The sequence below is a fragment of the Lichenihabitans sp. PAMC28606 genome (genome assembly GCF_020616535.1).
Lineage (GTDB): Bacteria > Pseudomonadota > Alphaproteobacteria > Rhizobiales > Beijerinckiaceae > Lichenihabitans > Lichenihabitans psoromatis.
Genome location: NZ_CP085136.1, coordinates 3467141 through 3492536 on the forward strand (window position 1 = coordinate 3467141; position 25396 = coordinate 3492536).

21 protein-coding genes are annotated in these 25396 nt (G+C 64.3%); 13 read left to right on the forward strand and 8 right to left on the reverse strand.

Annotated elements, in window-relative coordinates:
- The first annotated feature begins 153 nt into the window (after positions 1-153).
- The 4 genes from LGH83_RS16380 (at position 154) to LGH83_RS16395 (ending at position 4455) form a co-directional block, all read left to right on the forward strand.
- Positions 154-1950: an ABC transporter ATP-binding protein gene (locus LGH83_RS16380; protein ID WP_227399568.1), complete on the forward strand. Its 1797-nt coding sequence runs from the start codon at positions 154-156 to the stop codon at positions 1948-1950.
- 165 nt (positions 1951-2115) lie between these two features.
- Positions 2116-2955 carry a transporter substrate-binding domain-containing protein gene (locus LGH83_RS16385; protein ID WP_131114468.1) on the forward strand — a complete coding sequence of 280 codons (840 nt, stop codon included), beginning with the start codon at positions 2116-2118 and terminating at the stop codon, positions 2953-2955.
- A gap of 25 nt (positions 2956-2980) precedes the next feature.
- Positions 2981-3703, forward strand: coding sequence for an ABC transporter permease (locus LGH83_RS16390; RefSeq protein WP_227399569.1), 723 nt, complete (start codon positions 2981-2983; stop codon positions 3701-3703).
- A gap of 2 nt (positions 3704-3705) precedes the next feature.
- Entirely contained in the window at positions 3706-4455 is a 750-nt protein-coding gene (locus LGH83_RS16395) for an ABC transporter permease (protein ID WP_227401892.1), read from the forward strand.
- Between the two features lie 19 nt (positions 4456-4474).
- On the opposite strand, the gene LGH83_RS16400 is transcribed toward LGH83_RS16395, so the two are convergent.
- From LGH83_RS16400 to arfB, 3 genes are all read right to left on the reverse strand, one after another.
- Entirely contained in the window at positions 4475-5917 is a 1443-nt protein-coding gene (locus LGH83_RS16400; RefSeq protein WP_227401893.1) for an HAL/PAL/TAL family ammonia-lyase, read from the reverse strand.
- Between the two features lie 65 nt (positions 5918-5982).
- Positions 5983-7251: a peptide ABC transporter permease gene (locus tag LGH83_RS16405; RefSeq protein ID WP_227399570.1), complete on the reverse strand. Its 1269-nt coding sequence runs from the start codon at positions 7249-7251 to the stop codon at positions 5983-5985.
- A gap of 138 nt (positions 7252-7389) precedes the next feature.
- Positions 7390-7812, reverse strand: a complete 423-nt coding sequence (gene arfB, locus LGH83_RS16410; protein ID WP_131119474.1) for an alternative ribosome rescue aminoacyl-tRNA hydrolase ArfB — start codon at positions 7810-7812, stop codon at positions 7390-7392.
- Positions 7813-8132: 320 nt separating this feature from the next.
- Here arfB and LGH83_RS16415 point away from each other — a divergent pair, with 320 nt between their 5' ends.
- Both LGH83_RS16415 and LGH83_RS16420 read left to right on the forward strand, forming a co-directional pair.
- Positions 8133-8996 carry a DMT family transporter gene (locus LGH83_RS16415; protein ID WP_227399571.1) on the forward strand — a complete coding sequence of 288 codons (864 nt, stop codon included), beginning with the start codon at positions 8133-8135 and terminating at the stop codon, positions 8994-8996.
- 106 nt (positions 8997-9102) lie between these two features.
- On the forward strand, positions 9103-10425 hold the full coding sequence (locus LGH83_RS16420) for a hypothetical protein (RefSeq protein ID WP_227399572.1): 1323 nt from the start codon (positions 9103-9105) through the stop codon (positions 10423-10425).
- A gap of 224 nt (positions 10426-10649) precedes the next feature.
- Here the strand turns inward: LGH83_RS16420 and metH are convergent, their stop codons facing one another.
- The 5 genes from metH to xylB all read right to left on the reverse strand — a co-directional run bounded on the left by metH (position 10650) and on the right by xylB (position 18579).
- Positions 10650-14375, reverse strand: a complete 3726-nt coding sequence (gene metH / locus LGH83_RS16425; RefSeq protein ID WP_227399573.1) for a methionine synthase — start codon at positions 14373-14375, stop codon at positions 10650-10652.
- A 53-nt stretch (positions 14376-14428) separates the two neighbouring features.
- A complete protein-coding gene (metF, locus tag LGH83_RS16430; protein WP_227399574.1) occupies positions 14429-15343 on the reverse strand; it encodes a methylenetetrahydrofolate reductase [NAD(P)H] in 915 nt (304 codons plus the stop codon).
- Positions 15343-16356 carry an ArsR/SmtB family transcription factor gene (locus LGH83_RS16435; RefSeq protein WP_227399575.1) on the reverse strand — a complete coding sequence of 338 codons (1014 nt, stop codon included), beginning with the start codon at positions 16354-16356 and terminating at the stop codon, positions 15343-15345. The genes metF and LGH83_RS16435 overlap by 1 nt, the downstream gene beginning before the upstream one ends.
- Before the next feature lie 80 nt (positions 16357-16436).
- On the reverse strand, positions 16437-17108 hold the full coding sequence (locus tag LGH83_RS16440; RefSeq protein WP_227399576.1) for a D-lyxose/D-mannose family sugar isomerase: 672 nt from the start codon (positions 17106-17108) through the stop codon (positions 16437-16439).
- Positions 17109-17124: 16 nt separating this feature from the next.
- Positions 17125-18579 (reverse strand): xylulokinase, encoded by a 1455-nt coding sequence (gene xylB / locus LGH83_RS16445; RefSeq protein WP_227399577.1) that lies wholly within the window; start codon positions 18577-18579, stop codon positions 17125-17127.
- Positions 18580-18703: 124 nt separating this feature from the next.
- On the opposite strand from xylB, the gene LGH83_RS16450 reads away from it, so the two are divergent.
- From LGH83_RS16450 to LGH83_RS16480, 7 genes are all read left to right on the forward strand, one after another.
- The gene (locus tag LGH83_RS16450; RefSeq protein WP_131194467.1) at positions 18704-19123 is read left to right on the forward strand and encodes a secondary thiamine-phosphate synthase enzyme YjbQ; all 420 of its coding nucleotides are present in this window, start codon (positions 18704-18706) and stop codon (positions 19121-19123) included.
- Positions 19124-19252: 129 nt separating this feature from the next.
- Complete coding sequence (locus LGH83_RS16455) at positions 19253-20230, forward strand: sugar-binding transcriptional regulator (protein ID WP_131114479.1); 978 nt, start codon at positions 19253-19255, stop codon at positions 20228-20230.
- 112 nt (positions 20231-20342) lie between these two features.
- Positions 20343-21659 (forward strand): ABC transporter substrate-binding protein, encoded by a 1317-nt coding sequence (locus tag LGH83_RS16460; RefSeq protein ID WP_413771060.1) that lies wholly within the window; start codon positions 20343-20345, stop codon positions 21657-21659.
- 120 nt (positions 21660-21779) lie between these two features.
- Positions 21780-22652, forward strand: coding sequence for a carbohydrate ABC transporter permease (locus LGH83_RS16465; protein WP_210215347.1), 873 nt, complete (start codon positions 21780-21782; stop codon positions 22650-22652).
- 10 nt (positions 22653-22662) lie between these two features.
- Positions 22663-23484 carry a carbohydrate ABC transporter permease gene (locus tag LGH83_RS16470; protein WP_131114482.1) on the forward strand — a complete coding sequence of 274 codons (822 nt, stop codon included), beginning with the start codon at positions 22663-22665 and terminating at the stop codon, positions 23482-23484.
- A 9-nt stretch (positions 23485-23493) separates the two neighbouring features.
- Entirely contained in the window at positions 23494-24618 is a 1125-nt protein-coding gene (locus LGH83_RS16475; RefSeq protein WP_131194465.1) for an ABC transporter ATP-binding protein, read from the forward strand.
- Between the two features lie 2 nt (positions 24619-24620).
- Positions 24621-25394: an SDR family NAD(P)-dependent oxidoreductase gene (locus tag LGH83_RS16480; protein WP_131114484.1), complete on the forward strand. Its 774-nt coding sequence runs from the start codon at positions 24621-24623 to the stop codon at positions 25392-25394.
- The last annotated feature ends 2 nt before the right edge of the window (positions 25395-25396 follow it).

The following is a 25396-nucleotide window of genomic DNA, read 5'->3' on the forward strand; positions in this document are numbered from 1 at the left end:
ACGAACGGGGACGTCGAGATCCCCGACATGGCGCCGGAACCGCTGACGCGTCAATGCGACAGCGCGGCTGAATCGTATGTCGCTGATCGGGTGAGACGTAGTTACCGCTTGAACCCGACGTCGTCGCCGTGTTTAGCAAAGACGATGAAGCAGATGAAGGTGCCCGAAAAGCGGACGCAGGATGGGCAGTCGTTTGCTCTCATCCGCAGATTGCTGGCCGAACATGGTCGCCATCACGGCTCCGCCTATGCGATCGCGCTCGGCCTGATGGCCGTTGCGGCGGGTACGACGGCTCTCTCCGTGTCGTTGCTGGCCCCGATCGTCAATGGCATGACGGGGTTGAGCGTTGCCGAAGGGGGCGCGTTCAAACATCTGCGTTTTCTCGCTCTCAGCGTCGGTGCGCTCTACATCCTGCGGGGCTTGGCGACCTTCGGCCAGTTGGTGATCATGTCACGGACCGGCAACCGGATCGTGGCCGCGATCCAGGCGCGCGTCTACGATCACCTGCTGCGTCAGCCGGTCGCCTTCTATCAGCAGCGCCACTCGAGTGACCTGATGGCGCGTTTGGCGCTTGCCGCCAACAGCGTGCGCGACGTTGTTCAACTGCTGGTCACCTCGGCGGGGCGCGATGTGTTGACCCTGCTCGCGCTGCTCTGCGTCATGGTCTACAACGATCCGCTGATGGCCTTGATGCTGCTGGTTCTGATGCCGGTCGGTGCCCTGCTGCTCGGCCGCCTCATGCGGCGCGTTCGCAAATATGCGCGGCGGCAGTTCGATGGCTCGGCCCGCATCATGCAGACGATTCAGGAGACCGTTCAGGGCATCCGGATCGTCAAATCCTTCAATCTCGAAGAGGTCATGCGCGGACGAATGGCCGCTTCCATCAACGAGGTCGAAAAGGCAGCCAACCGGATGGCCAAGGGGGTCGCCATGGCGAGCCCCGTGAGCGAGACGCTAGGCGGCGTCGCCGTGTCGGCGCTGGTGCTTTATGGCGGTTGGCGCGTCGCTGTCGCGCATGCGGATCCGGGATCGTTCTTCTCGTTCATCGTCGCCATGCTGGCCGCCTATGAGCCCGCCAAGCGCCTCGGTAAGCTCAACCTCGATCTGCAAAACGGCCTCGTGAACGCTCGGATGATCTACGATCTTCTGGACGAGCCGCTCGCCGATGCCGACGATGACCTCAAGCCGCCGCTGGTCGTGACCCGCAGCCGCATCGTCTTCCAGGATGTGGGGTTCAACTATCGCCCGAGCGAGACGGTGCTGAAAGGCCTCGATTTCGTGGCCGAGCCGGACACCACCACGGCCTTGGTTGGTCCCTCGGGCGGCGGCAAGTCGACCATCATCAGCTTGATCCAGCGCTTCTACAATCCGCAATCCGGGGCGGTGACGATCGATGGCCAGAGCGTCATGGATGTGCGGCTCGGCTCCTTGCGCGACAACATCGCTTTCGTGGCGCAGGACGTCTTTCTGTTTCGCGGCACGATCGCGGATAATATCGGGCTTGGCAGGCTGGGTGCGAGTCAGTCCGAGATCGTCGCGGCGGCCCGCAAGGCGCATGCTCACGATTTCATCACCGCCTTGGCCGATGGTTATGCAACGCCGGTCGGTGAGCATGGCAACAACCTTTCGGGGGGCCAAAAGCAGCGCATCGCGATCGCACGGGCCTTCCTGAAGGAAGCGCCGATCCTGCTGCTCGATGAGCCCACAGCGGCCCTCGATTCTGAATCCGAGCGCGAGATCCAGAAGGCGCTCGACGAATTGCGGATCGGCCGAACCACGATCGTGGTGGCGCATCGGCTTCAGACGATCGTGGATGCGGATCGCATCTGCGTGATCGAAGGGGGCCGCGCGGTTGAAACCGGCACCCATTCCGAACTGATGCAGTTGCGGGGGGCGTATCACACGTTTTTCGCGACGCAATTCGGGGAGCGGCCGCGCCGCATCGCCTGAATGGCGCGCGAGTTCGGCCGGATGAGCAACGCAATTTCACAAAAGTTTGGCCCAGATTCTGCTTCTGTCTTTCGCGCGAACCGCTGCTGGTCAATACTGCGAACCGAAGGACCCGGATCGCTTGTTCGATCTCGCAGGGGTCCACGATTTGGGAAGGAATACTTGATGCGTAAATTCGTCCTCACGGCCGCTGCGGCCCTCTCGGTTTTTGGAGCCGCAACGCTTCCCGCCGTGGCAAAGGACTGGAAGGTGGTGACGATCGCCACCGAAGGCGCTTACGAGCCTTGGAATTTGACCAAGCCGGATGGCAGCTTCGATGGCTACGAGCCCGAACTGCTCCGCAATATCTGCGGTCGGATGAAGATCGAATGCAAGATCGTCTCGCAGGATTGGGACGGCATGATCCCGGCCCTGCAAGCCGGCAAGATCGACGTCATCATGGACGCGCTGTCGATCACGGACGAGCGCAAGAAAACCATCGATTTCACGATCCCCTATGCGGCCACGCCCGGTGTGTTCGTCTCCGACAAGAACGGCCCGCTCGCCAATGCGCCTGGATCCGGCACGACCATCAAGCTCAGCAACGATGGCCTGACGCCGACGATGGACGACCTCCGCAAAGCCTTCAAGGGCAAGACCATCGGGCTGCAGACCGCCACCGTCTACGAGCCCTTCGTGGTCAATAACTTCAAGGATGTCGCGACCATTCGCGAATACAAGACCGCGGCCGAGCACGATATCGATCTGGTGACGGGTCGCATCGACCTCGCGTTTGACGATGCCACCTACTTCACCGCCGCCTTTGCCAAGCCCGACAACAAGGACATGGCCTATACGGGCCCGCAAATCGGCGGTGCCGTCTGGGGACCGGGTGAAGCCTTCGGCATTCGCAAGTCGGATGGTGACCTCATCGCCATGTTCAACACGGCTTTGACCGACGCCATCAAGGACGGAACCGTGAAGACCCTGAGCCTCAAGTGGTTCAAGATCGACGTGACCCCCTGAGGCAGGCGATCGAGCCGCCGCGCCCGTGAGCGCTTTCACGCAATTCGGCTTCGGGCCGACGGGATGGGGCGGCTTCCTGCTTCTCGGCGCGAGCGTCACGGTTGCCGTGACACTGGCATCGCTTGCGATCGGCGCGGTGCTCGGCTCGGGTGTCGCGGCAGCCAAGCTGTCGCAGAGCCTGGCTCTGCGCCTCGTCGGGGACGTTTACACGACCGTGTTTCGCGGCGTGCCCGAACTCCTCATCATCTATCTCTTCTACTTCGGCGGATCGTCGGTGCTGTCGGCGATCGGCCGCCTGTTTGGCCATGAGGGTTTCGTCGGCGTGCCGACGTTCCTGGCCGGAGCCTTGGCGGTGGGCATCATCTCCGGCTCCTATCAGGCGGAGGTGTTCCGGGGCGCATTCCAGGCCGTGTCGCGCGGCGAAATCGAGGCGGCGCGCGCAGTCGGTATGAACGGGCTCCTCCGGTTTCGGCGCATCATCGCGCCGCAAGTGTTCCGCTTCGCTCTGCCGGGGCTTGGCAATGTTTGGCAGTTGAGCCTCAAGGATTCGGCTCTGATTTCGGTCACGGGCCTTGCCGAGCTGATGCGGAATTCGCAAGTCGGGGCCGGTTCGACCCATGACTATTTCGGCTTCTACGTGGCGGGTGGTGCGCTTTACCTGCTGATGACGGCGGTCTCGAACCGCATCTTCGACGCCGCCGAGGTGCGGACCGGCAAATCTTTCCGCCGCCCCGTGCATACGGCATGACGATGGGTCTCGATTTTCCCTTTCTGCTCGATACGATGGAACGGCTGATCGCGGCTTTGCCGCTCACGTTGGCGCTGTTTGCGCTGTCGATCACGTTCGGGGCCTGTCTGGCGGTCGGCCTGACGGCGATGCGGGTCAGTCGCTACAAACTGCTCGACAGAATCGCCCGGGCCTATGTGTTCGTGTTTCGCGGTTCGCCTCTGCTGATCCAGATGTTTCTGGTCTATTACGGCATCGCGCAATTTCCCGCCGTCCGCCACAGCATCGCCTGGCCGCTGCTGCGCGACCCCTTCTCCTGCGCCGTCATCTCGCTGGCGCTCTGCACCGCCGCCTATGCGACCGAGATCTTTCGGGGCGGGTTGCTGGCGGTGCCGCCCGCGCAGATCGAGGCGGCGCGCGCCTGTGGCATGTCGGGATTCCTGTTGCTCCGCCGGGTCATCGCGCCCATCGCTCTGCGGCGCGCGCTGCCGGCCTATTCGACCGAGATGATCCTGATGGTGAAGTCGACGTCGCTCGCCAGCATCATCACGGTGACCGAGGTCAGCGGCGTGGCGCAGCGGATCATCGCGCAGACCTACCGGACCATGGAAGTGTTCCTCTGCGCGGCGCTGATCTATCTGTTGATCAACCTCGTGCTGGCCCGCTTGATCGCCTGGCTCGAACATGCGCTCTCGCCGGACCTGAGGGCGCCGCCCGTCGCGCTGATCGCGGCCGGGGCCGCCGCACCGATCGAGACGACGGTGCTGCACTGAAGTAACGGCGCCGGTGCCGTCAGAACGGCGCCGAGCCGGCCATCATGGCGGCAGCGCACCCAAAATCCTGCCCGAGCGGACGATCATCGGCATAAGTCGGAACGACGGCCCGGAGCCGGGCCGCAATTGCGGCCGAAACGGGCGAGCGGCGCGCGGCGACGGGATCGGTCGCCTGGACGGCGGCCAGCACTTCGATCGCCAGGATCGATGCGGCATTGTCGATGATCTGAAGCGCCTTCAGGCTGGCCGGCGTCGCGTGGGCGAGATGATCCTCCTGCAGCGCCGATGTGACGCCGCCATCGAGGCTGGCGGGTGCGGCGAGCCGCCGGTTCTCGGCCACGAGCGAGGCGGCCGTATATTGTGCGATCATGAAGCCGGAGCGGCTGCCCCCCTCTGCGGCCAGAAAAGCCGGCAGGCCGCTCACCAGCGGATTGACGAGCCGGTCGATGCGCCGCTCCGCCATGGCGGCGACCTCGGCGGTGAGAATGCCCAAGAGGTCCATAGCGAGGCCGACACCGGCGCCGACCGCATGGGCCGTGGAGGCGGCACGCGGCAGGTCGGGTGGGCCGAGCAGCAGCGGATTATCGGTCGGCGAGGCGAGTTCGCGATCCACCACACCGGCGACATAAACCAGCGCATCGCGGGCGGCCCCATGCACCTGCGGCACCGCGCGCAAGCTCAAGGCCTCCTGGGTGCGACCGGCCTCTGTCGCCGCGATGGCGCAACTGCCCGCGAGGACATGCCGGAGGCGGCCCGCGACGGCGCGCAACCCTGGCGAGGCATGCAACGCCATGCTGTCTTCGGCGAAGCAGGCGGGGTCGCCGCCGAGCGCTTCGAACGAGAGAGCTGCGCTCGCGTCAGCCCAATCGAGCAGCCGTTCGACTCGCGCCAGCGCCAGCGCTGCCAAGCCGGTGGCGCAGGGCGTTCCGTTGACGACGCTCAGGCCTTCTTTCGCGTCGAGGACCAACGGCGTCCGCCCGGCCCTGGATAAAGCCACCGCACCGGTCAGCGTTTCCCCAACGCATATCGCAAAGCCTTCGCCGATCAGCACGAGCCCGATATGGGCCATATGGCTGATATAGCCGACGGAGCCGCGCGACGGCACGAGCGGGATGCAATCCGCCGCCAGCAACGCCAAGAGCGTGTCGACGACATCGATCCGCACGCCGGAATAACCATGCGCCCAATTATTGACGGCTGCCGCCATGATGGCGCGAGTTTCGGCTTTGCCAAGCGGCTCGCCGACCCCCACCGCATGGCTCATGACGATGTTCTTCGACAGCGATTGCTGGTGATCACGGTCGACGATGACGTCGCAGAGCGCGCCGACGCCGGTATTGACGCCATAGGCCCGGATCGAGCGCACCACGATGGTGTCGACCAGGGCTCGCGCCGCGCCGATGCGGGCGGTCGCGGCGTCTGAGCCGAGCAGGGGGGCTCCGTCGGCAACGGCCGCCACCATCCGCCATATCAGCGGCGCATCGAGGATCACGGCCGTGACCGGGTCGCCGACCACCAGGGCGCTTGTCAAAGTGTCGCTTGTCCGCGCGGCAGCGGCGCGATGGACGGCTCGAGCCGGGCCATTGGGCGGCTGGTTCGATACTGGCCGCGCACGACCGTCGCGAAAGCGAGTGCCACGACGCCGAGCAGTGTGACCCACCACAGTTGCGTGGTGTCGAGGCCGCAGAACGCGATGGTCATCACCGCGACGAATTCGGCGAGCACGAAAGGCGCGACGGTGGGCGACAGATGTCCGATGATCCGGAACGCGCTGAGTGAGAGCACAGCCGCCAGGACGCCACCGATGACGCCGAAATTATACCAGATCTCGAACAAGAGGCTCTTGGGTGTCTGCGGTGGCAGAAAGCCGCTCAGCGGCGCGAGCGTCGCCATATCGAGACCGTGACCGGTGATCAGCCGGACAGGCTCGCTCACGACGATCGTGGCCCAGATCCGCATAGTTTCAGTCGCGGTCGTGAGGTCGGGGAGCCGATCACCAAACAGAGCGAGCAGCCCCTTGAACAGAAGGCCGATGCCGAACGGCACCGCGGGCGCGAACAGAAACAAGACCGCGACGATCACGCCGAGGAGGCGCCCGATGCGACCGGGGTCGATCGTCGCGATCGCGAAGGTCAGCGACCCGAGCGCCAAGGCCGCGAGCGCGACGGAGGTCCAGGCCGCCATGGCCGCGACCGCGACCGCGACGACGATCAAGCCTGCAGCCATCCAGCGGTCACGAATCGCCAACGCCCCGAGCGAGGGCCAAACCAGCACCACGAGGCTGACAACGGCACGTTCGAGGGTCGAGTCATCGGTCTGAAAGCTGAAGGCGCCCGGCGCACCGAGCGCGGTCGCGAGCGTGAAGGCGACGGCCGCCACGATGCCCAGCGGGAAAAGATTGAGGTTAGAGGTGCGGGTCCGCTCGGGAAGGAACGCGGCCGTCACGATCACGAGCAGCAGCGTCCCGCCGATCTTGGCCAGCCGCTCCGCCGCGTCGATCCCGACCGGGCTCCAGACGAGCGACAGCGCGCTCCAGGCGAGGAGCCCGAGGCCGCTGAGCCCGGCTGTCGAGAGCAGCGTGGTGCGGAGGCGGCGCAGGAGCGAGCGGTCGGAGAGCAGTAATCCGGCCACAAGCAGGAGTCCCGCCCCGATCGGCACGAGGATGAACAGCGCCCGGCGCGACAGCACCATGCTGATCGGCACCGCCATCGCCAGAACCGCCAGCCCGATGCGGAGCAGTAGCACCGCCGCGTCTTCGGCCGGGTCCTCGTAAAATTTCTGCGTCGAATTGGGCATTCGTGGTCTGCACGAGCGGAAGTTACCCCGTTCGCCCCTGAGCGTGAGACGCTATCCTAAAGGTGCATGCGGCGGAGTTCTGTGCGAGTTTCGCCACACTTGCCGACGAAACGGTCCCAACGGCAGCCGGGTCCCCGCTCATTCGTCACGTGTCGTATTGCGACGCAAGGTTTTCACGACCGAGCGACGGTCCTTCGTTTCCAGCCGACGTTTCTTCGACGCCAAGGTCGGGCGCGTTGGCCGGCGGATCGGTTTGCGGATCGTGGCATCGCGGATCAGGTCGATCAGGCGGTCGAGCGCTTCCTTGCGGTTGAGCGCTTGGGAGCGATGCGTCTGGACGAACAGTACGATCACGCCGTCCTGGGTCATGCGCTGGCCCGCGATGGCGGGGAGGCGATCGCGCACGAATTCGGGCAGATTGGGCGAGTTGCGCGCGTCGAAGCGCAGTTGCACGGCCGACGAGGTCTTGTTGACGTTCTGACCGCCCGCGCCGGACGCGCGGACAAAGCTCTCGTCGATCTCGTCCTCATCGATCGAGATGAGCGGCGTGATGGGGATCATGGCGCTCATGTGTCTGCTCCGATCCCACCCACTCGGCCACCTGCTCATGGACCCGTTCATTAGGCCGCTTGTGGGTCGCACGACAAGAGCTCTGATCGATGGCCTTGGTTAAGCAATCGTAGAGAAAGCGGGTCTAAGGCTCGCGGATCAGCCCCCGATATCGTTCAGGATCAACCGTGGCGTTCTCGTTGTCCCGACCCACCCGGTCGCTAACCGCGCGCTCCGTCGTTGCGCCGTCGTTCTACCGGCGGGGGCTGCCGCGCCCGCGACACACGTCTCGTGTCGAGTATGCTCCGACAACGCTGCCCCGCGAGGCGAGCGTGCCAACCGCGGACCGATCAGCCCTCGGCATCGCGGCCATTCTGGCGAGCACCATGGCGTTCCCGCTGTCCGACCTCGCCGCGCAATCGCTAATGACGTCGCTGCCACCGCTCGAGGTCGCGTGGCTCCGCTATGTCGTATTTCTGCTTGCGACCCTGCCTCTGCTGGCCCGCGGTCGTCGGTCGGTCACGGCGGTGCGGCCCGGCCTGCAACTGTTGCGGGGCGGCATGGCTGCGCTATCGACCTTGGCCGCCATCCTGTCGTTCAAATATCTGGCCGTTCCCGAGACGACGGCGATCGGTTTCGTGGCGCCCGTCATGGTCACGGCCCTTGCGATGATCTTTTTGGGCGAAAAAGTCGGCATCAGACGCTGGAGCGCCGCCATCGCGGCGCTGATCGGCGTGCTCATCATCGTGCAGCCCGGTGGGAGCTCGTTTCGACTGGCCGCGCTGATCCCACTCGCGGGGGCTGTGGCGAGTGCCGTCGCGGTCATCGGCACACGCCTCAACAAGCAAGACACCGCGAGTACCTCGATCTTCTATTCAGCCGTGATCGGCACCGTGATGCTGTCGGCGCTCGTCGTCTTCGACTGGACGACGCCCGACCCGGCCCAAATCAAAGTCGTGATCGCTGTCGGCCTGTTCGGCGGCCTCGGCAGCCTGATGCAGGTCGTCGCCTATCGCTTCGCGCCCGCCTCGCTGCTCGCTCCGTTCACCTACATGCAATTGCTCTGGGCCAGTGGGTTGAGTTTCCTCTTTCTCGGCAACGTGCCGACCGTCGGCATGGTGGTTGGCAGCGCCATCATCGCCGCAAGCGCCATCTACACGGCTTATCGCGAGCGTGTGAAAGGCGTCGTCACCTGAGCATCGGCTCACCTCCGTCCTGACTCTTGCCGTAATTTCGCGACGATCGCGTTGCATCAGCCGATTGCGTCCTTCGCAATCGGGCGAGGCGCGGTCGAGGACTGCCGTGCTCAATCCGGTTCGCCGTTTGCTCTCGATGCCCAATCCGCGTGAGACCGTCACGCGATTGATCGATCGAGCCGATCGGGCCAATGCGGCGCGCGCTTGGAGGAAGGCCGAGGCCGATTACGCGGCTGCGCTCGCGATCGATGCCGCGCAACCCGCGATCTGGGTGCAATATGGTCATGTGTTGAAGGAGCAGGGCTTCTTGGCTCGGGCCGAGGATGCTTATCGCTCCGCGCTCGCGCAGGAGGCGGGCGCAGCCGAGACGCATCATCACCTCGGCCATCTGTTGCTCACGCGACATCGGGTGGAGGATGCCGTTGCGGCGTTCCGCCAAGCCTGCCTGCTCGATCCCGATGCCGCACAGAGCCGGGCGATGCTGGATCATCTCGGGGGGACGGTGGCGCAGGAACGTTGCTGCGAGACGCCGCTGCGGGATATCGACGACTTGCCGCCGCTTCACGGGCGCGATCCGGAGGTTGCAGTGCCGGTTGAAACCTCGACGGATCGATTTCGCCTCGCCGTGGTGCCGCGACTACGCCGGCTTCCTGGCCCGCGCGCGCCCGCCGCCGTTGCCTTCATCCACTTGCAAAAGACCGGCGGTACGACGCTCTATGACATGCTGCAGCATGCTTTTCCGCCCCATCGGGTCTGCCCGGTCCACGACGATTTTCTGAACCTATACACGGCGGACGAAATGGCGGAATTCGATTATTTTTCCGGTCATTTCGACGTGGCGTCGCTTCGCCTCATTCCGAAGCGGCCGCTGCAGGTCATCAGCGTTTTTCGCAATCCCATTGATCGTCTGATTTCGGTGTACCGATCCCACCGCTCGCACGAGGTCACGTCCAAGGCCGGGGTGAACCCATTTGTTCGTCTCGCCAACGCGCTCTCTGCCGAGGAATTCTTCGAGCACCCCGCCGTTCGGAGCGCGCCCGAGATTTTCAACCATTATCTCGCGGCGTTCGGGCTTGGCTTTCGTCAGATGAAACAAGCCCATCGCGTTACCCGCGACGATGTCCCGGCGGTCGCCGTCGAGAGCGCGGTCGCGCGCATACGCGGCCTGGATGCGATCGGCATTACGGAGAAGTTCGAGGCAACGGTCGCGTTGATCTATGAGAGCCTGAACCTGCAGCCGCCGAAGGTGGTCCGTCCCCGCAATGTCACCGACGCGCTCGCTACGAAGATGAAGGGCGCTCCGACGCCGCGCGTCGACAAGACCCCGCGATTGCTCGCCGCCATGGCGGACCTGACCTGCTTCGACGAGACCCTCTACGCGGCCGCCTGCGAGGAAGCCGACCGACGCTTGAAAGCGCGCCGTGCGTGACGCATCGACCCGGGAGGTGCCGAGAACCGCGAGGAGTGCGGCCAGCATCGTCAGGACTAAAGTCACCATCAACGCCGCTGTAATCAGCTGATCGCACATGCCGGTTTCGTCTCCCTAGCCCGACGCAACTGTGCTCCCAATTCCTTCCAAGTCGATTCAATCTTTAACGAAAGGTTAACGCTCACGATGGAGGACGCCGAGGAGACCGCGTCACGATGGATCGCCTATTCGGCCGCTTCCTTGGCGAGCGCCAGGGGATCGTAGTTGAGGATCGGCGACAGCCAGCGTTCGACCTCGCGGAGCGGCATTCCCTTGCGGGCCGCATAATCCTCCGCCTGATCTCTCTCGACCTTGGCGACGCCGAAATAATGCGCCTCGGGATGTGCGAGATAAAGGCCAGAAACCGACGATCCCGGCCACATGGCCAGGCTTTCGGTCAGCCGCACCCCAACCGCATGTTCGGCGTCGAGCAAGCGGAACAAGGTGAGCTTCTCGGTATGGTCGGGCTGCGAGGGGTAGCCCGGCGCGGGGCGGATGCCGCGATAGGTCTCGTCGAGCCGCTGCTGGTCGGTCAGAACCTCGTCGGCCGCATAGCCCCAGAATTCGCGGCGCACCCGTTCGTGCATGAACTCGGCCAGTGCTTCGGCAAAGCGGTCCGATAAGGCTTTGACCAGGATCGATGAATAATCGTCGTTGGCCTGGGCGAAACGGGTCGAGATCGCGATCTCCTCTGACCCGGCCGTGACCACGAAACCCCCGATATAATCCCGCTTGCCCACATCGCCGGGCGCCACGAAGTCGCTCAGCGCTGTATTGGGGCGCCCATCGCGCTTGCTCAATTGCTGCCGCAGCGTGAAGAAGGTTTCGCTATGCGCCCCGCTTTCATCGTCAAACAGGCGGATATCGTCGCCGACCGACTGGGCAGGCCAGAAACCGATCACGGCGCGCGGTGTGAACCACTTCTCCTCGATGATGCGTGCCAGCATGGCTTGCGCGTCCGCGAAGAGATTGCGAGCGGCTTCGCCCTGCTTCGGATCGTCGAGAATGGCCGGGTAGCGGCCTTTCAGCTCCCAGGTTTGGAAGAAGGGCGTCCAGTCGATGAAGCCCGCCAGCGTCGCAAGGTCGAAACTCCCGAACGTCCGCGTGCCGAGGAACGACGGTCGCGGGGGCTCGTATCCCGCCCAGTCGATCTTGAGCGCGTTGGCGCGCGCCTTGGCCAGCGGAAGCCGCTGCTTGTCGCGCTCGCTCTTGGCATGAGCGTCGGCGACGCGCCGATATTCGCCCCGTACCGTCTCGACGTAGCTCACCCTGGTGTCGGGCGACAGCAGCGCCGAAACGACACCCACGGCACGGCTCGCATCCGTGACATAGACGGCCTGACCGCGCTCGTAATGCGGATGGATCTTGACGGCCGTATGGACGCGGCTCGTCGTGGCGCCGCCGATCAGCAGCGGCAGGTCGAGCCCTTGGCGCTCCATTTCGGCGGCCACGAAGCACATCTCGTCGAGCGACGGCGTGATGAGGCCCGACAGGCCGATCGCATCCACCTTCTCGGCGATCGCGACGTCGATGATCTTCTGCGCCGGAACCATCACGCCGAGGTCGATGATCTCGTAATTGTTGCAGGCCAGGACCACCCCGACGATATTCTTGCCGATGTCATGCACGTCGCCCTTGACGGTCGCCATCAGGATCTTTCCGGCCGAACTTCGGCCCGATCCGCCACCGCTCGCAAGCTTCTCGGCTTCCATGTAGGGCAGCAGCACCGCCACCGCCTGCTTCATGACGCGGGCGGATTTGACCACCTGCGGCAGGAACATCTTGCCGGTTCCGAACAGGTCGCCGACCACGTTCATGCCGGACATCAGCGGCCCCTCGATGACGTCGAGCGGGCGTTTGGCGGCAACGCGCGCCTCCTCCGTATCGGCGTCGACGAATTCAGTGATGCCGTTGACGAGCGCATGTTCCAGCCGCTTGGCGACCGGCGCCTCGCGCCATGTTAGATCCTTGGCTTTGGCGACCTGGCCATCCTGGCCCTTATAGAGTTCGGCGAGGGCAAGCAGCCGCTCGGTCGAGTCGGCGCGCCGGTTCAGCACCACGTCCTCGCAGGCCTCACGCAAGTCGGGGTCGATCTCGCCATAGACCGCGAGTTGCCCCGCGTTGACGATACCCATATCCATGCCGGCCGTGATCGCATGGTAGAGGAACACGGCGTGCATCGCCTCGCGCACCTTCTCGTTGCCGCGGAACGAGAAGGATAGGTTCGAGACACCGCCGGAGATATGCGCGTAGGGCAGGTTGGCCCGGATCGCACGTGTCGCTTCGATGAAGTCGACGCCGTAATTGTTGTGTTCCTCGATGCCGGTCGCGACCGCGAAGACGTTCGGATCGAAGATGATATCCTCGGGCGGGAAGCCGACTGTCTCGGTCAGGATTTTATAGGCGCGGGAGCAGATCTCGATCTTGCGCTTCTGCGTGTCGGCCTGGCCTTCCTCATCGAAGGCCATCACGACCACGGCCGCACCGTAGCGGCGCACGATCCGCGCGTCGGCGATGAATTTCGTCTCGCCTTCCTTCAGCGAAATCGAGTTGACGATCGGCTTGCCCTGCACGCATTTCAGGCCGGCCACGATGATGCCGAACTTGGAACTATCGACCATCACGGGGACGCGGGCGATATCCGGCTCGGCCGCCACGAGGTTGAGGAAGTCGACCATCGCCTTTTCGGAATCGAGCAGGCCTTCGTCCATATTGATGTCGATGATCTGCGCGCCATTGGCGACCTGATCGCGTGCGACGTCGAGCGCCGCCGCGAGATCGCCCTCGCGGATCAGCTTGCGGAAGCGGGCCGAACCCGTGACGTTGGTGCGCTCGCCGACGTTCACGAACTTGATGTCGCTCGTCAGCGTGAAAGGCTCGAGGCCGGACAGGCGCAGCATCGGCTCGATGGTCGGCACGACGCGGGGCGCGAGGCCTTTGACGCGTGCCGCGATGGCGCGGATATGGGCCGGCGTGGTGCCACAGCAGCCGCCGATGACGTTGACGAGGCCGGATTCGGCAAATTCGCCGACCAGCTCGGCCATATAGTCAGGGCTCTCGTCATACATGCCAAATTCGTTCGGCAGCCCGGCATTGGGATAGGCGCAGACCAGCGTATCGGCGGCCCGGCTGATTTCGCTGAGATGGGCGCGCATTTCGCGAGCGCCGAGCGCGCAATTCAGCCCCACGGTAAAGGGTGAGGCGTGCCGCACCGCGTTCCAGAACGCCGTCGGGGTCTGGCCTGACAGGGTGCGGCCGGAGAGATCCGTGATGGTGCCGGAGATCATCACCGGCAGGGTGCGCCCGATCTCCTCGAAGATTTCGTCGATCCCGGCCAGAGCCGCCTTGGCGTTCAGCGTGTCGAAGATGGTTTCGACGATGATGATGTCGGCTCCCCCTTCGATGAGGCCGCGCGCCGCGTCCCCGTAGGCGATCCGTAGCTCATCGAACGTGACGGCGCGGTAGCCGGGGTTGTTGACATCGGGCGAGATCGACGCGGTGCGGTTGGTCGGCCCGATCGCGCCTGCGACGAACCGTTTGCGGCCGTCCTTCGCTTCGGCGAGATCGGCCGCTTCGCGTGCCAGCCTCGCGCCTTCGCGGTTCAGTTCGACCGCGATCGCCTCCATGCCGTAGTCGGCCTGGGCGATGGTGGTGGATGAAAACGTGTTGGTCTCGACGATATCGGCGCCGGCCAGAAAATATTGCAGGTGAATGTCGCGGATCGCATCCGGTTGGGTCAGCGTCAGCAGGTCGTTGTTGCCGCGCAGGTCGCTCGGCCAGTGTTTGAACCGCTCCGCCCGGAACGCCGCTTCGTCGAAACGGCGCTCTTGGATCATCGTCCCCATGGCACCATCGAGCACCAGAATGCGCTCGGCGGCTGCGTCACGAAGGGCTTGGGCTGTGGTGGTCACGGGCGGAACCTCTGCATGTGGTCGCTTTGTTGCTCGATCGATCCGATCCCGCGTCAGGCGGCGGCTTGATCGAGCCTCGGTCGCAGTCCCAGAAGATGACAGATCGCGTAGACGAGATCGGCCTTGTTCATCGTGTAAAAGTGGAAATCGCGGACCCCGTAATCGACGAGATCGAGGACTTGTTCGGCCGCCACGGCGGCTGCGATGAGCCGCCGCGTCGCCGGATCATCGTCCAGCCCCTCGAACCGATCGGCCAGCCATTGCGGTACCGAGGCGCCGGTTCGGGCCGCGAAATTCGCGGTTTGCTTGAAATTCTGCACCGGGACGATACCGGGAATGATCGGGATCGTGATGCCCCGCGCCCGGACCCGCTCGATGTATCGAAGATATAACGCGTTATCGAAAAAGAATTGCGTGATGGCGCGCGTTGCACCCGCATCGACTTTCGCGGCCAAGACGTCGAGATCCACATCGATGTTCGGGCTTTCGGGATGGGATTCCGGATAAGCCGACACGGAAACCTCGAAGTCGCCGGCGCGGCGGATCCCGGCAACGAGATCGGCCGAGGTCGCGTAGCCACCCGGATGGGGCGTGTAGGCCGTGCCGACGCCGCCCTGCGGATCACCGCGTAGCGCCACGATATGGCGCACGCCAGCGGACCAATAGCCGGCCACCACCTCGTCGATCTCGGCCTTGGTGGCGCCGACGCAGGTGAGATGTGCGGCCGGCTTCATCGTGGTGTCGCTGACGATGCGCGCGACAGTGGCGTGGGTCCGCTCGCGCGTTGAGCCGCCGGCCCCATAGGTGACGGATACGAAATCCGGCTCGAGCGGCTCGAGCCGCGTCACCGCATCCCATAAGCCCACCTCCATCTCGGCGGTTTTGGGCGGGAAGAACTCGAACGACACTTTGATGGGTGTCGCCTTCACCAGGCTGTGCGAGCGGCTCGGGCGATGATCGGGCAGCATCAAGCAACCTCCTGATGGGGAAAGGCGAGCGGGGCATCCGACAAGGTGCGACGATCATGGCCAATCCAGATCGACACCGTCAGCGTATCGGCTTCGCCGTCGTTGGGCGTCAGGTCGCGATGTTGTTCGCTGGCGAGACCCGCATCGGCCATGAAACCGTCGATCTCCTGCCGCGAGAAGCCGAGCCGCCGGTGAGCGTGATGATCCCGCAGCGATTCATGGTCATGGGGTGCGAAATCCACCACGACGAGGCGGCCGCCCGGCCGTAAGGCTCGGGCCGCCTCGCGAAGCGCGCGGGACGGGTCGTCGAGGTAATGCAGCACCTGATGCAGGATGACGAGATCATAGCCGTCGCGCTCGACCGGCGGCGCATAGATGTCGCCCTGGCGGAGGTGGATATTCCGCAGACGGCTTCGCTCGATCCGCGTGCGCGCGATGTTGAGCATCGCGTGGTTTTGGTCGATCCCGATGGCGCGGTCGGCCAAAGGCGCCAGGAGCTCCAGCATCCGGCCGGTGCCGGTGCCGAGATCGAGCAGGGCGCGAAACGGCCCCGGCCCAACCGCCTCGAGAATAGCGGTCTCGACCCGCTCCTCCGCGATGTGCAGCGAGCGGAGCCGATCCCACTGGCTTGCCTGGGTGGCGAAATAGCGCTCCGCATTCTGATTGCGGGCCGTTCGAACCTCGCCAAGCCGGGCCCGATCGGCAACCAGAACCGGGTCATCGGGGTCGAGCCGCCGCACCAGATCGCGGCCGCAGGAGGCCGTCGGCGTCCGGGCCATGCAGGAAAAGAAAGCCCATGCGCCCTCGCGATGGCGCTCGACGAGGCCGGCTTCGACCAGCAGCTTTAGATGCCGAGACACGCGCGGCTGTGATTGACCGAGGATCGAGACGATCTCGGTCACGGTCAATTCCGCTTCGACCAACAGCGCGAGAAGCCGAAGGCGCGTGGCTTCCCCGGCCGCTTCAAGCGCCGCGAGGGCCGAGCCAAAGGAGAGAGGAACCGCATTCGTCATCAAACAACCAGATCACACGAGATATAAAGATATCTTTATGCGTGTGTCTCTCTTTTAGCAAGCGCGATCGTGGGTTTGGGTCACCCGGCCGCAAGGTCTCGCCACAACAGATAGAGCGGAGGCTCGTCGTCCTCGATCATCATCGGGCCAAACGGCTCCAGGAAGTAGTTGTCGGTCAGGTCGTCGTTGACTTCGCTGATTTCGCCGACCAATGACGTCCCGGTCCCGGGAAGCCCATAAAAACGATGTGCCTGCAGCGGGGGAAGCGTCAGGCTCTCGCCCGGTGTGAGCACGACGGCCTGTCGCGCCGCGATGGTCGAGCGAGCGCCATCGACCAGGATCTCGACCGGCGCCTCGATCGGCTTGCCGACCGCATCCACTTTGACGAGATCGATGCCGAGCGAGCCGCCACCCCGCACCAGCATGTCCTCCGTTTTGGCGCGGTGGTAATGATAGGGCGCTTCCTGTCCCTCCCGCATCACGATGGCCTTCTCGGCATAAACGCGCTGCCCCGCGCGCCCGGCGACACCATTGCGCGCGACCAGCAGGATCAAGCCCTGACGGAAGAAATCCCCGCTGCCGAAATCCGTGATGATCCAGCCCATCTGATGTTCGGCACAAAAGTGCCGACGGGCGGGATCGGCGTCCCATTGCGCCGGCGACCACGTCGCCCAGGGCGGCGGCACATAACCGTGCCGCGCGAATGTCGCGTTGGCGTCGCGCATCTGCTGGTTGATGAAGGAGCGTTTCATGGTGAGGTCCCTCGGCTTATCGCGCCGGCTCGCCGAGCCGGTAGAGACCGCGATAGCGTCCGTAGGCTTCCGCGTAGAGCGGCACGAGCCGCGCATTCGGCTCGATCGTGCTTTGCACGGGCGGCGGCGTCATGATTGAGGCCGGGTCCGCCCCGGTGGCAGCCGCCATGGCGAGCCGGGCGGCGCCGAACGCCGCGCCCACATCCGCCTCGGCCGTGAGATCGAGCGGGCGATCGAGTACGTTGGCAAGGATCTGCAGCCAGGCGCGCGATTGCGCGCCGCCGCCGACCGCGAAAGCCCGCGCGAAGTCGGTGCCCGCATCGGCCAGCACGCGCTGGCAATCCTTGAACGCGAACGAGACGCCTTCGAGCACGGCCTGTGTCAGCGCGCGCCGATCCGTGCCATGCGCCAGTCCGGCCAGGAGCCCCCGCGCGGCCGCATCGTTATGCGGCGTCCGCTCGCCCGAAAGGTAAGGCAAGAAGGTGACGGGCGAGGGGCCATCCAACGCCTCGCCGACCTCGGCCGCGAGCGCCGGCGCGGGTTGCCCGACCAGCTTCGCCAGCCAATTGAGGCTATCGGTCGCCGACAGAATGACGCCCATCTGGTGCCAAGTCGCCGGTAGGGCATGGCAGAAGGCATGCACAGCACCCTCGGTGTTGGGCGAAAAGCGCGCATTCGAGACGAACAGAACGCCGGACGTGCCGAGCGAAACGAAAGCCGAGCCGGGCACAACCGCGCCGATGCCGCAAGCCGAGGCCGCATTGTCGCCGGCGCCCCCCGCCAGCACCGGAGCCTTGGTCATCCCCCATCGCGCTTGGAGATCGGGGCGAAGCCGCCCCGTCGCGTCGGTGCCTTCGGCCAGCGATGGCATCGCGCCGATATCGAGACCCGTCGCGCTCAGCAGATCGCTCGACCAGCGGCGGGCGCCAACGTCGAGCCAATAGGTGCCCGACGCGTCCGACATGTCGGACACATACTCGCCGGTCAGGCGCAGCCGGACATAATCCTTCGGCAGCAGCACCTTTCGGATCTGCTCGAACAGATGCGGCTCGTGCCGGCGCAACCAAAGCAGTTTCGGGGCCGTGAAGCCCGGCATCGCGATGTTGCCGGTGATTCGCCGCGCATCGGGGCAGGCGGCTTCAAGCTCCAGGCATTCGGCGGCCGCACGTCCGTCGTTCCACAGGATCGCCGGGCGCAGCACCTGGTCGTCGGCGCCGAGCAAAGTCGCGCCATGCATCTGGCCCGATAGACCGATCGCCTCGACAGCCGCCATCTCGTGCGGATGGGTGCTGGTGAGCGTGTCGAGCGTGGCGCAAACTGCGGTCCACCAATCCTCTGGCGCCTGCTCCGACCAGCCCGCATGCGGCCGGGTCACGGCCAGGGCGTGAGTGGCGCTCGCCAACACGATCTGCTTCGCATCGACCAGCACGGATTTGACCGAAGTGGTTCCAATGTCCACGCCAAGGAACATGCATGCCTCCCGTTCGCGCCAGCGCGGCGCTTGATTTGCTTGGTCGAGCCTTATCTACGCTTTTCGCCGAAACGGAACACCTGCTTCTCCCGATTTGTCTCGCTCACGCGCAAGGAGCCCTATCATGCGTCAGGCCCTTCACCATCTCGTTCAACAAACGCGGCGCAAGGGCCTCTACGAGATCACACGGGAGGTTGTGGCCTGGACCGACCTGCAAGCCGTGTCGACCGGGCTGTTGACGATCTTCTGCCGGCATACCTCGGCGTCGCTGCTGATCCAGGAGAATGCCGACCCGACCGTGCAGCAGGATCTGGCACAGTTCTTCGAGGAGATCGCGCCCGAAAGCGCGACGCGTTATATCCATAACGACGAGGGGCCGGACGATATGCCAGCCCACCTCCGCACCGCGCTGACGCAGACTCAGCTCTCGATCCCGGTCGAGCGGGGGCGGCCGGTCCTCGGCACGTGGCAAGGCATCTATCTCTTCGAACATCGCAGCCGGCCGCATCGGCGCGAGGTCGTGCTGCATCTCATCGGGGAGTGACCTCGACCTCGGCGGCAGCGCAGCCACCGGATCCGTGCCGTTGACAGGATCAACAGGCCGCTTGAGCATGGCGGCGGAGCACAAGCATGCTATTGGCCCTGCCCACCCCGCCTGTGCCGCGAGACCACCTTGAACGACAAACCTATCGATGCAAAAGCCAAACGGCTCGACCTCGCGGCGCGGGCCGGGTGGCTTTACTACATTCAACGACGGACCCAGGACGAGATCGCGATCGAGCTGAACGTTTCGCGCGCCAATGCCCAGCGCCTGGTGGCGCTCGCGATCAGCGAGGGGTTGATCAAATTCCGGCTCGACCATCCGCTGTTGCAGTCGATGGAATTAGCCGAGCGGATCCGGCACCGATTCGGCCTGCAATCCTGCGAGATCGCGCCGAGCGTCGAGGGCGACGGTGATAATCGGCTCGGCGTCGGCATGGTGGCGGCCAAGCTTCTCGAGGGCTATCTGAGCTCCCGCGACCCCAAGGTCATCGCGCTCGGCACGGGACGCGCTCTGCTCGAGACCGTGCGTCAAATGCCGTCGATGTCACGGCCCGAGCATCGGATCGTTTCCGTGGTCGGCAATCTCAGCCGCGACGGCCGGGCCAGCCCCTACGACGTGGCCATGCGCCTGTCCGACCGGGTCGGCGCCGAATGCTATCCGCTCCCGCTGCCCGTCATCACCGACACCCAGGCCGAATGCGACATCCTGCGCTCGCAGCGCGGGTACCGGAAAGTTGCCGATCTCTACGAGAATGCCGATGCCGTGATGCTGGGGGTCGGTTCGATCGGCGGGCGGGCTCCCATCCTGGTCGATGGGTTCGTCAACCGCGACGAGATCGACGCATTGCTCGACGATGGAGCCGTCGGTGAATTGATGAGCCGCAGCTTCGATGGCGCGGGCGTCCCCATCGACAATGCCGTCACGGCGCGGCTGACCGCGTTGCGGCTCATCGCCAACCCGCAGCGGATCGTCGTGCTCGTGGCGTCCGGGGCCGACAAAGTCAGGCCCATGATGGCGGCGCTCGAGGGCCGATACGCGACCGGACTGGTGACCGACGAGCGGACCGCGACGGCGCTCCTGGCACAGGCCGGGTCCGACCTTGCCTGACCGGACGCGCCTGCTAGGCTCGTCCAAATATTCCTTGACAAACGAGGGCTCACGGTTGAGTTTTTGCTCCGACGGTGAGCATTTAAGCAACATCACCGAGGGAGGAAACAGGATGCGTTACGCTCGTTTTTACGGGGTGGCGATGGCCGCCCTCATGGCCGGCGCCACAGCCGCCAGGGCTGACACAACGCTGACGATCGCGACCGTGAACAACGGCGACATGATCGAAATGCAGAAGCTGTCGCCGCAATTTGAAAAAGACACCGGCATCAAACTCAACTGGGTCGTGCTCGAAGAGAACGTCCTGCGTCAGCGCGTCACCACCGATATCGCCACCAAGGGCGGTTCATTCGACGTCATGACGATCGGGGCCTACGAGGCGCCGATTTGGGGCAAGCAGGGTTGGTTGGTGCCGCTCGATGATTTCGGCGCCGATTACGATTATGCCGATATCGTGCCGCAGGTGAAATCGGCTCTGACGGTCGATGGCAAGCTGTTCGCGGCGCCGTTCTATGCGGAAAGCTCGCTGACCTTCTACCGCAAGGATCTGTTCGAAAAGGCTGGCATTACGATGCCGGAGAAGCCGACCTATCAACAGATCGCCGAATATGCCGCTAAGCTGACCGACAAGAAGGATGGCATCTACGGCATCTGCCTGCGCGGCAAGCCGGGCTGGGGCGAGAATATGGCGTTTCTCGGCGCCGCCGCTACCGCATTCGGTGGCTCGTGGTTCGACGAGCAATGGAAGCCGCAGTTCACCTCGAAGGCTTGGGAACAGACGATCGCCTGGTACCTCGACGTGATGAAGAAGGACGGGCCGCCCGGTGCGACCGCCAACGGCTATAACGAGAATCGCGCGCTGTTCTCGACCGGTAAATGCGGCATGTGGATCGATGCCACCGTGACGGCCGGCTATCTCTACAACCCGAAGGAAAGCCAGGTCGCCGATAAGGTGGCGTTTGCGCCCGCGCCGATCACCGAGGCCAACACCAAGGCCAGCGGCTGGTTCTGGTCGTGGAACCTGGGTGTCCCGACCTCGACCAAAAATGCCGATGCGGCCAAGAAGTTCGTCAAATGGGCGACTTCCAAAGACTACATCAAGCTCGTGGCAGCCGATCAGGGCTGGGTTTCGGCTCCTCCCGGCACGCGTCTGTCGACCTACGCCAACGAGGACTACAAGAAGGCTGCGCCCTTCTCGGCTTTCGTGCTGAACGCCATTCAGACCACGAACCCGGCGCACCCTGCTGTGATGCCCGTGCCCTATGTCGGCGTGCAGTTCGCCGCCATTCCTGAATTCCAGGGGATCGGCACGACGGCTGGCCAGGATGTCGCGGCGGCTCTCGCCGGGCAGGACACCGGCGCCCAGGCGCTGACCAAGGCGCAGGCTTCGGCCGAGCGCACGATGAAGCAGGCCGGCTACCCCAAGTAAGCCGCCGATCGGCTTAGCAAGACGGTCGGACAATAGCCCGGCCGGTTCCATTTTCCTCCGCCGAGGCTGGTCGACATGACGACGTCTGTGACCGTATCGCCAAAGACCGCACGGTTCTCGATGCGACGCGCCGCGAGCCGCGCCGTCGATACGAGGCCCTTGCTGTGGCCAAGCATCGGCGTGTTGCTGATCTGGATGATCGTTCCGCTCGTCCTGACGCTGTATTTCTCGTTTCGGAATTACAATCTCGTCGACCCGACGATGACCGGCTGGGCCGGCCTCGACAACTACACATACTTGCTGACGGACCCGTCGTTCCTGACCGTGATCGTCAATACGGTGGTGCTCGTCGTCGGCGTGCTTGCCGCCACCATCGTGTTCGGCACGCTGTTCGCGGTCTTGTTCGACCAGGAATTTTGGGGGCAAGGCGCCGCGCGCCTCTTCGTCATCGCACCCTTCTTCGTCATGCCGACCGTCGCGGCGTTGATTTGGAAAAATCTGCTGATGCATCCGGTGAATGGGCTCATCGCCTATATCACCTCGTCGCTGGGCCTTGGCGTGTTCGACTGGTTTAGCCAGGCGCCGCTGTTATCCGTCGGCATCATCGTGGCGTGGCAATGGGTTCCGTTCGCGACCCTCATCCTTTTGACCGCCATGCAGTCGCTCGACCGCGAGCAAATCGAGGCCGCCCGGATGGATGGCGCGAAAGCGGTGGCACGTTTCCAGCACATCATCGTGCCGCATCTTTTGCGGCCCATCACCGTCGTGGTGATGATCGAGATGATCTTCCTGCTCGGCATCTTCGCCGAGATTTACGTCACGACGTCGGGCGGCCCCGGCGATGCCTCCACCAACCTGCCGTTCCTCATCTACAAAACCGCGATCCTGAACACGGATATCGGTGGCGGCTCGGCCGGCGGTATCGTGGCCGTCGTGCTGGCCAATATCGTGGCGTTCTTCCTGCTCCGCGCCTTCGCGCGCAACCTCGACTGAGGACGACACCATGAAGGCGACACCGCGCGACAAGGCGCTCATGACGCTGCTCGGCTGGGGCGTGGCGTTCCTGGTTTTCTTCCCGATCTTGTGGATGGGGCTCGCGTCGATCAAGTCCGAGCTCGATGCGGTTGCGACGCCGCCAAAGATCTTCTTTCAGCCGACGCTGGAGAACTATAGCGACATCAACCAGACCTCGGATTACGTCCACTTTTTCTTGAACTCGGTGATCGAGTCGGTGGGCGCGACGATCGTCTGTATCCTGCTCGCGGCGCCGGCCGCCTATGCGATGGCGTTCTTCCCGACGCGACGCACCAAGGACATCCTGATGTGGATGCTCTCCACCAAGATGATGCCGACCGTCGGGGTTCTGGTGCCGATCTACCTGATCGCCATCAAAACGGGATTGCTGGATAGCCGATGGGGCATCGTGATCGTCTATACTCTAATGAATCTGCCGATCGTGGTGTGGATGCTCTATTCCTTCTTCCGCGAAGTCCCGAAGGAGATTCTCGAGGCGGCCCGCATGGATGGCGCGACCCCCATGCAGCAAATGTTCGCGCTGCTGCTGCCGCTCTCGCTGCCGGGTATTTTCTCGACCGCCCTGCTATCGATCATCATCTGCTGGAACGAAGCGTTCTGGAGTCTGAATCTCACGGCCGCCAATGCGGCGCCGTTGACCGCCTTCATCGCCCGCTTTTCCAGCCCCGAGGGCTTGTTCTGGGCTAAACTGTCGGCCGCGTCTTTTCTCGCTATCGCGCCGATCCTGGTGTTCGGCTGGCTTACCCAGCGTCAACTCGTGCGCGGCCTCACCTTCGGCGCCGTAAAATAGGATCCTTCGATGGCCACAGTCGCACTCAAGAATGTCAAGAAGAGCTACGGCGATGTGTCGATCATCCAGGGGGTCGACCTCTCGATCGAAGATAAGGAATTCGTCGTCTTCGTCGGTCCATCCGGTTGCGGAAAGTCGACCCTGCTTCGGATGATCGCGGGCCTCGAGGAGATCACCTCCGGTGACCTGTCGATCGACGGGCAGGTCGTCAACGATGTGCCGCCGGACGCGCGCGGCCTCGCCATGGTGTTCCAGTCCTATGCGCTCTACCCGCATATGAGCGTCGAAAAAAACATGGGTTTCGCACTGAAACTCGCCGGGGTGCCCAAAACCGAGCGGGACGCCAAGGTTATGGAGGCGGCCAAAATCCTGCAGCTCGAGAAGCTTCTCGATCGCAAGCCGGGGCAATTATCGGGCGGCCAGCGCCAGCGCGTCGCCATCGGCCGCGCCATCGTCCGGCAGCCCCGCGTGTTCCTCTTCGACGAGCCGCTGTCGAACCTTGACGCCTCGCTCCGCGTGCAAATGCGGATCGAGATCGCGCGCCTGCATCAGGAACTCGCGACCACGATGATCTACGTCACCCATGACCAGGTCGAAGCCATGACGATGGCGGATCGCATCGTGGTGCTGCGCGCCGGCAAGATCGAGCAGGTCGGCACCCCGTTGGACCTCTACCATTTCCCCGCCAACATCTTCGTCGCGGGCTTCATCGGCTCGCCCAAGATGAACCTGACACCGGCGAAGCTGAAAGCGATGTCGCTTGAGGGTGCCACCATCACGTTGCCGGGTGGTGGTGAGGTGGTGATCCCGGTCGAGGCCACGAATTCTGCGGCGCCGGGCAGCGACGTGACGCTCGGCCTCCGTCCCGAGCAATTGTCGATCGCCGAGGCCGGCCCGCTGTCGGGACATGTCGCCGTCGTCGAGCACCTCGGCGGGGAAACGCTGGTCTATGTCGACGTCGGGAATAAGCTGCTGGTCACGGTCAAGACCGCCGGCAATGCCGCCGTGCAGGTCGGCCAGACCGTCCACCTCGCCGTGGTGACGACGGAAGCCAACCTGTTCGACAAGGACGGCGTGGCGATGACCCCCATGCGCCGCCGCAACGCGGCCGCGAGCCTCACCAAGGGACACTGAGTATGTATCTGGACCTCTTTCGCCTGCAGGGAAAAACCGCCGTCGTGACGGGCGGCGGCGGTGCGATCGGCCTTGCGACCTGCCATGCGCTTGCGGAAGCGGGCGCCAAGGTCATCGTTGCCGACATGCTGGGCGATGCGGCTCGCAAGAGCCAAGCGGAGTTGAAAGCGGCCGGGCATGCGGCCGACATGATCGAACTCGACGTCACGAAGCCGGATCAGGTCCGCAAGGCGGCCGACGATCTGAACGCGACCTATGGCGCTGTCGACATCATGATCGCCAACGCGGGGATCGCGCGGTCGGGGACAAACGGCGAAGACGTGACGGACGAGCATTGGCTGAACGTCATCGACGTCAATCTGAACGGCGTCTTCTGGTGCTGCCGCGATTTCGGCAAGCATATGCTGAAGCGCGGGCACGGCAGCATTGTCACGGTCGGCTCGATGTCGGGTTTCATCGTCAACAAGCCGCAGCCACAATCGTACTACAATGCCTCGAAGGCGGCGGTGCATCACCTCACCAAGTCGCTCGCGGCCGAATGGGGCCAGCGCGGCGTGCGGATCAATTCGGTGGCGCCGACCTATATCGAGACGCCGATGACGACCTTCGGCGGATCGGCTCCGGGCATGATGGACACCTGGCTCGAGATGACGCCGATGCACCGCATGGGCCAGCCGCGCGAGATCGCGTCGGTGATCCTGTTTCTGGCCTCCGAAGCCGCAAGCCTGATGACCGGGTCGGTCGTGGTCGCGGACGGCGGCTACACGGCCTGGTAGGC

Excerpts from the sequence above, each read along its gene's own strand:
- LGH83_RS16380 (WP_227399568.1), top strand. The coding sequence starts at position 154 with ATGAAGGTGCCCGAAAAGCGGACGCAGGATGGGCAGTCGTTTGCTCTC.
- LGH83_RS16385 (WP_131114468.1), top strand. The coding sequence starts at position 2,116 with ATGCGTAAATTCGTCCTCACGGCCGCTGCGGCCCTCTCGGTTTTTGGA.
- LGH83_RS16395 (WP_227401892.1), top strand. The coding sequence starts at position 3,706 with ATGGGTCTCGATTTTCCCTTTCTGCTCGATACGATGGAACGGCTGATC.
- LGH83_RS16400 (WP_227401893.1), bottom strand. The coding sequence starts at position 5,917 with ATGGTGGCGGCCGTTGCCGACGGAGCCCCCCTGCTCGGCTCAGACGCC.
- LGH83_RS16405 (WP_227399570.1), bottom strand. The coding sequence starts at position 7,251 with ATGCCCAATTCGACGCAGAAATTTTACGAGGACCCGGCCGAAGACGCG.
- arfB (WP_131119474.1), bottom strand. The coding sequence starts at position 7,812 with ATGATCCCCATCACGCCGCTCATCTCGATCGATGAGGACGAGATCGAC.
- metF (WP_227399574.1), bottom strand. The coding sequence starts at position 15,343 with ATGCTGCCCGATCATCGCCCGAGCCGCTCGCACAGCCTGGTGAAGGCG.
- LGH83_RS16435 (WP_227399575.1), bottom strand. The coding sequence starts at position 16,356 with ATGACGAATGCGGTTCCTCTCTCCTTTGGCTCGGCCCTCGCGGCGCTT.
- LGH83_RS16440 (WP_227399576.1), bottom strand. The coding sequence starts at position 17,108 with ATGAAACGCTCCTTCATCAACCAGCAGATGCGCGACGCCAACGCGACA.
- xylB (WP_227399577.1), bottom strand. The coding sequence starts at position 18,579 with ATGTTCCTTGGCGTGGACATTGGAACCACTTCGGTCAAATCCGTGCTG.
- LGH83_RS16450 (WP_131194467.1), top strand. The coding sequence starts at position 18,704 with ATGCGTCAGGCCCTTCACCATCTCGTTCAACAAACGCGGCGCAAGGGC.
- LGH83_RS16460 (WP_413771060.1), top strand. The coding sequence starts at position 20,343 with ATGCGTTACGCTCGTTTTTACGGGGTGGCGATGGCCGCCCTCATGGCC.
- LGH83_RS16465 (WP_210215347.1), top strand. The coding sequence starts at position 21,780 with ATGCGACGCGCCGCGAGCCGCGCCGTCGATACGAGGCCCTTGCTGTGG.
- LGH83_RS16470 (WP_131114482.1), top strand. The coding sequence starts at position 22,663 with ATGAAGGCGACACCGCGCGACAAGGCGCTCATGACGCTGCTCGGCTGG.
- LGH83_RS16475 (WP_131194465.1), top strand. The coding sequence starts at position 23,494 with ATGGCCACAGTCGCACTCAAGAATGTCAAGAAGAGCTACGGCGATGTG.
- LGH83_RS16480 (WP_131114484.1), top strand. The coding sequence starts at position 24,621 with ATGTATCTGGACCTCTTTCGCCTGCAGGGAAAAACCGCCGTCGTGACG.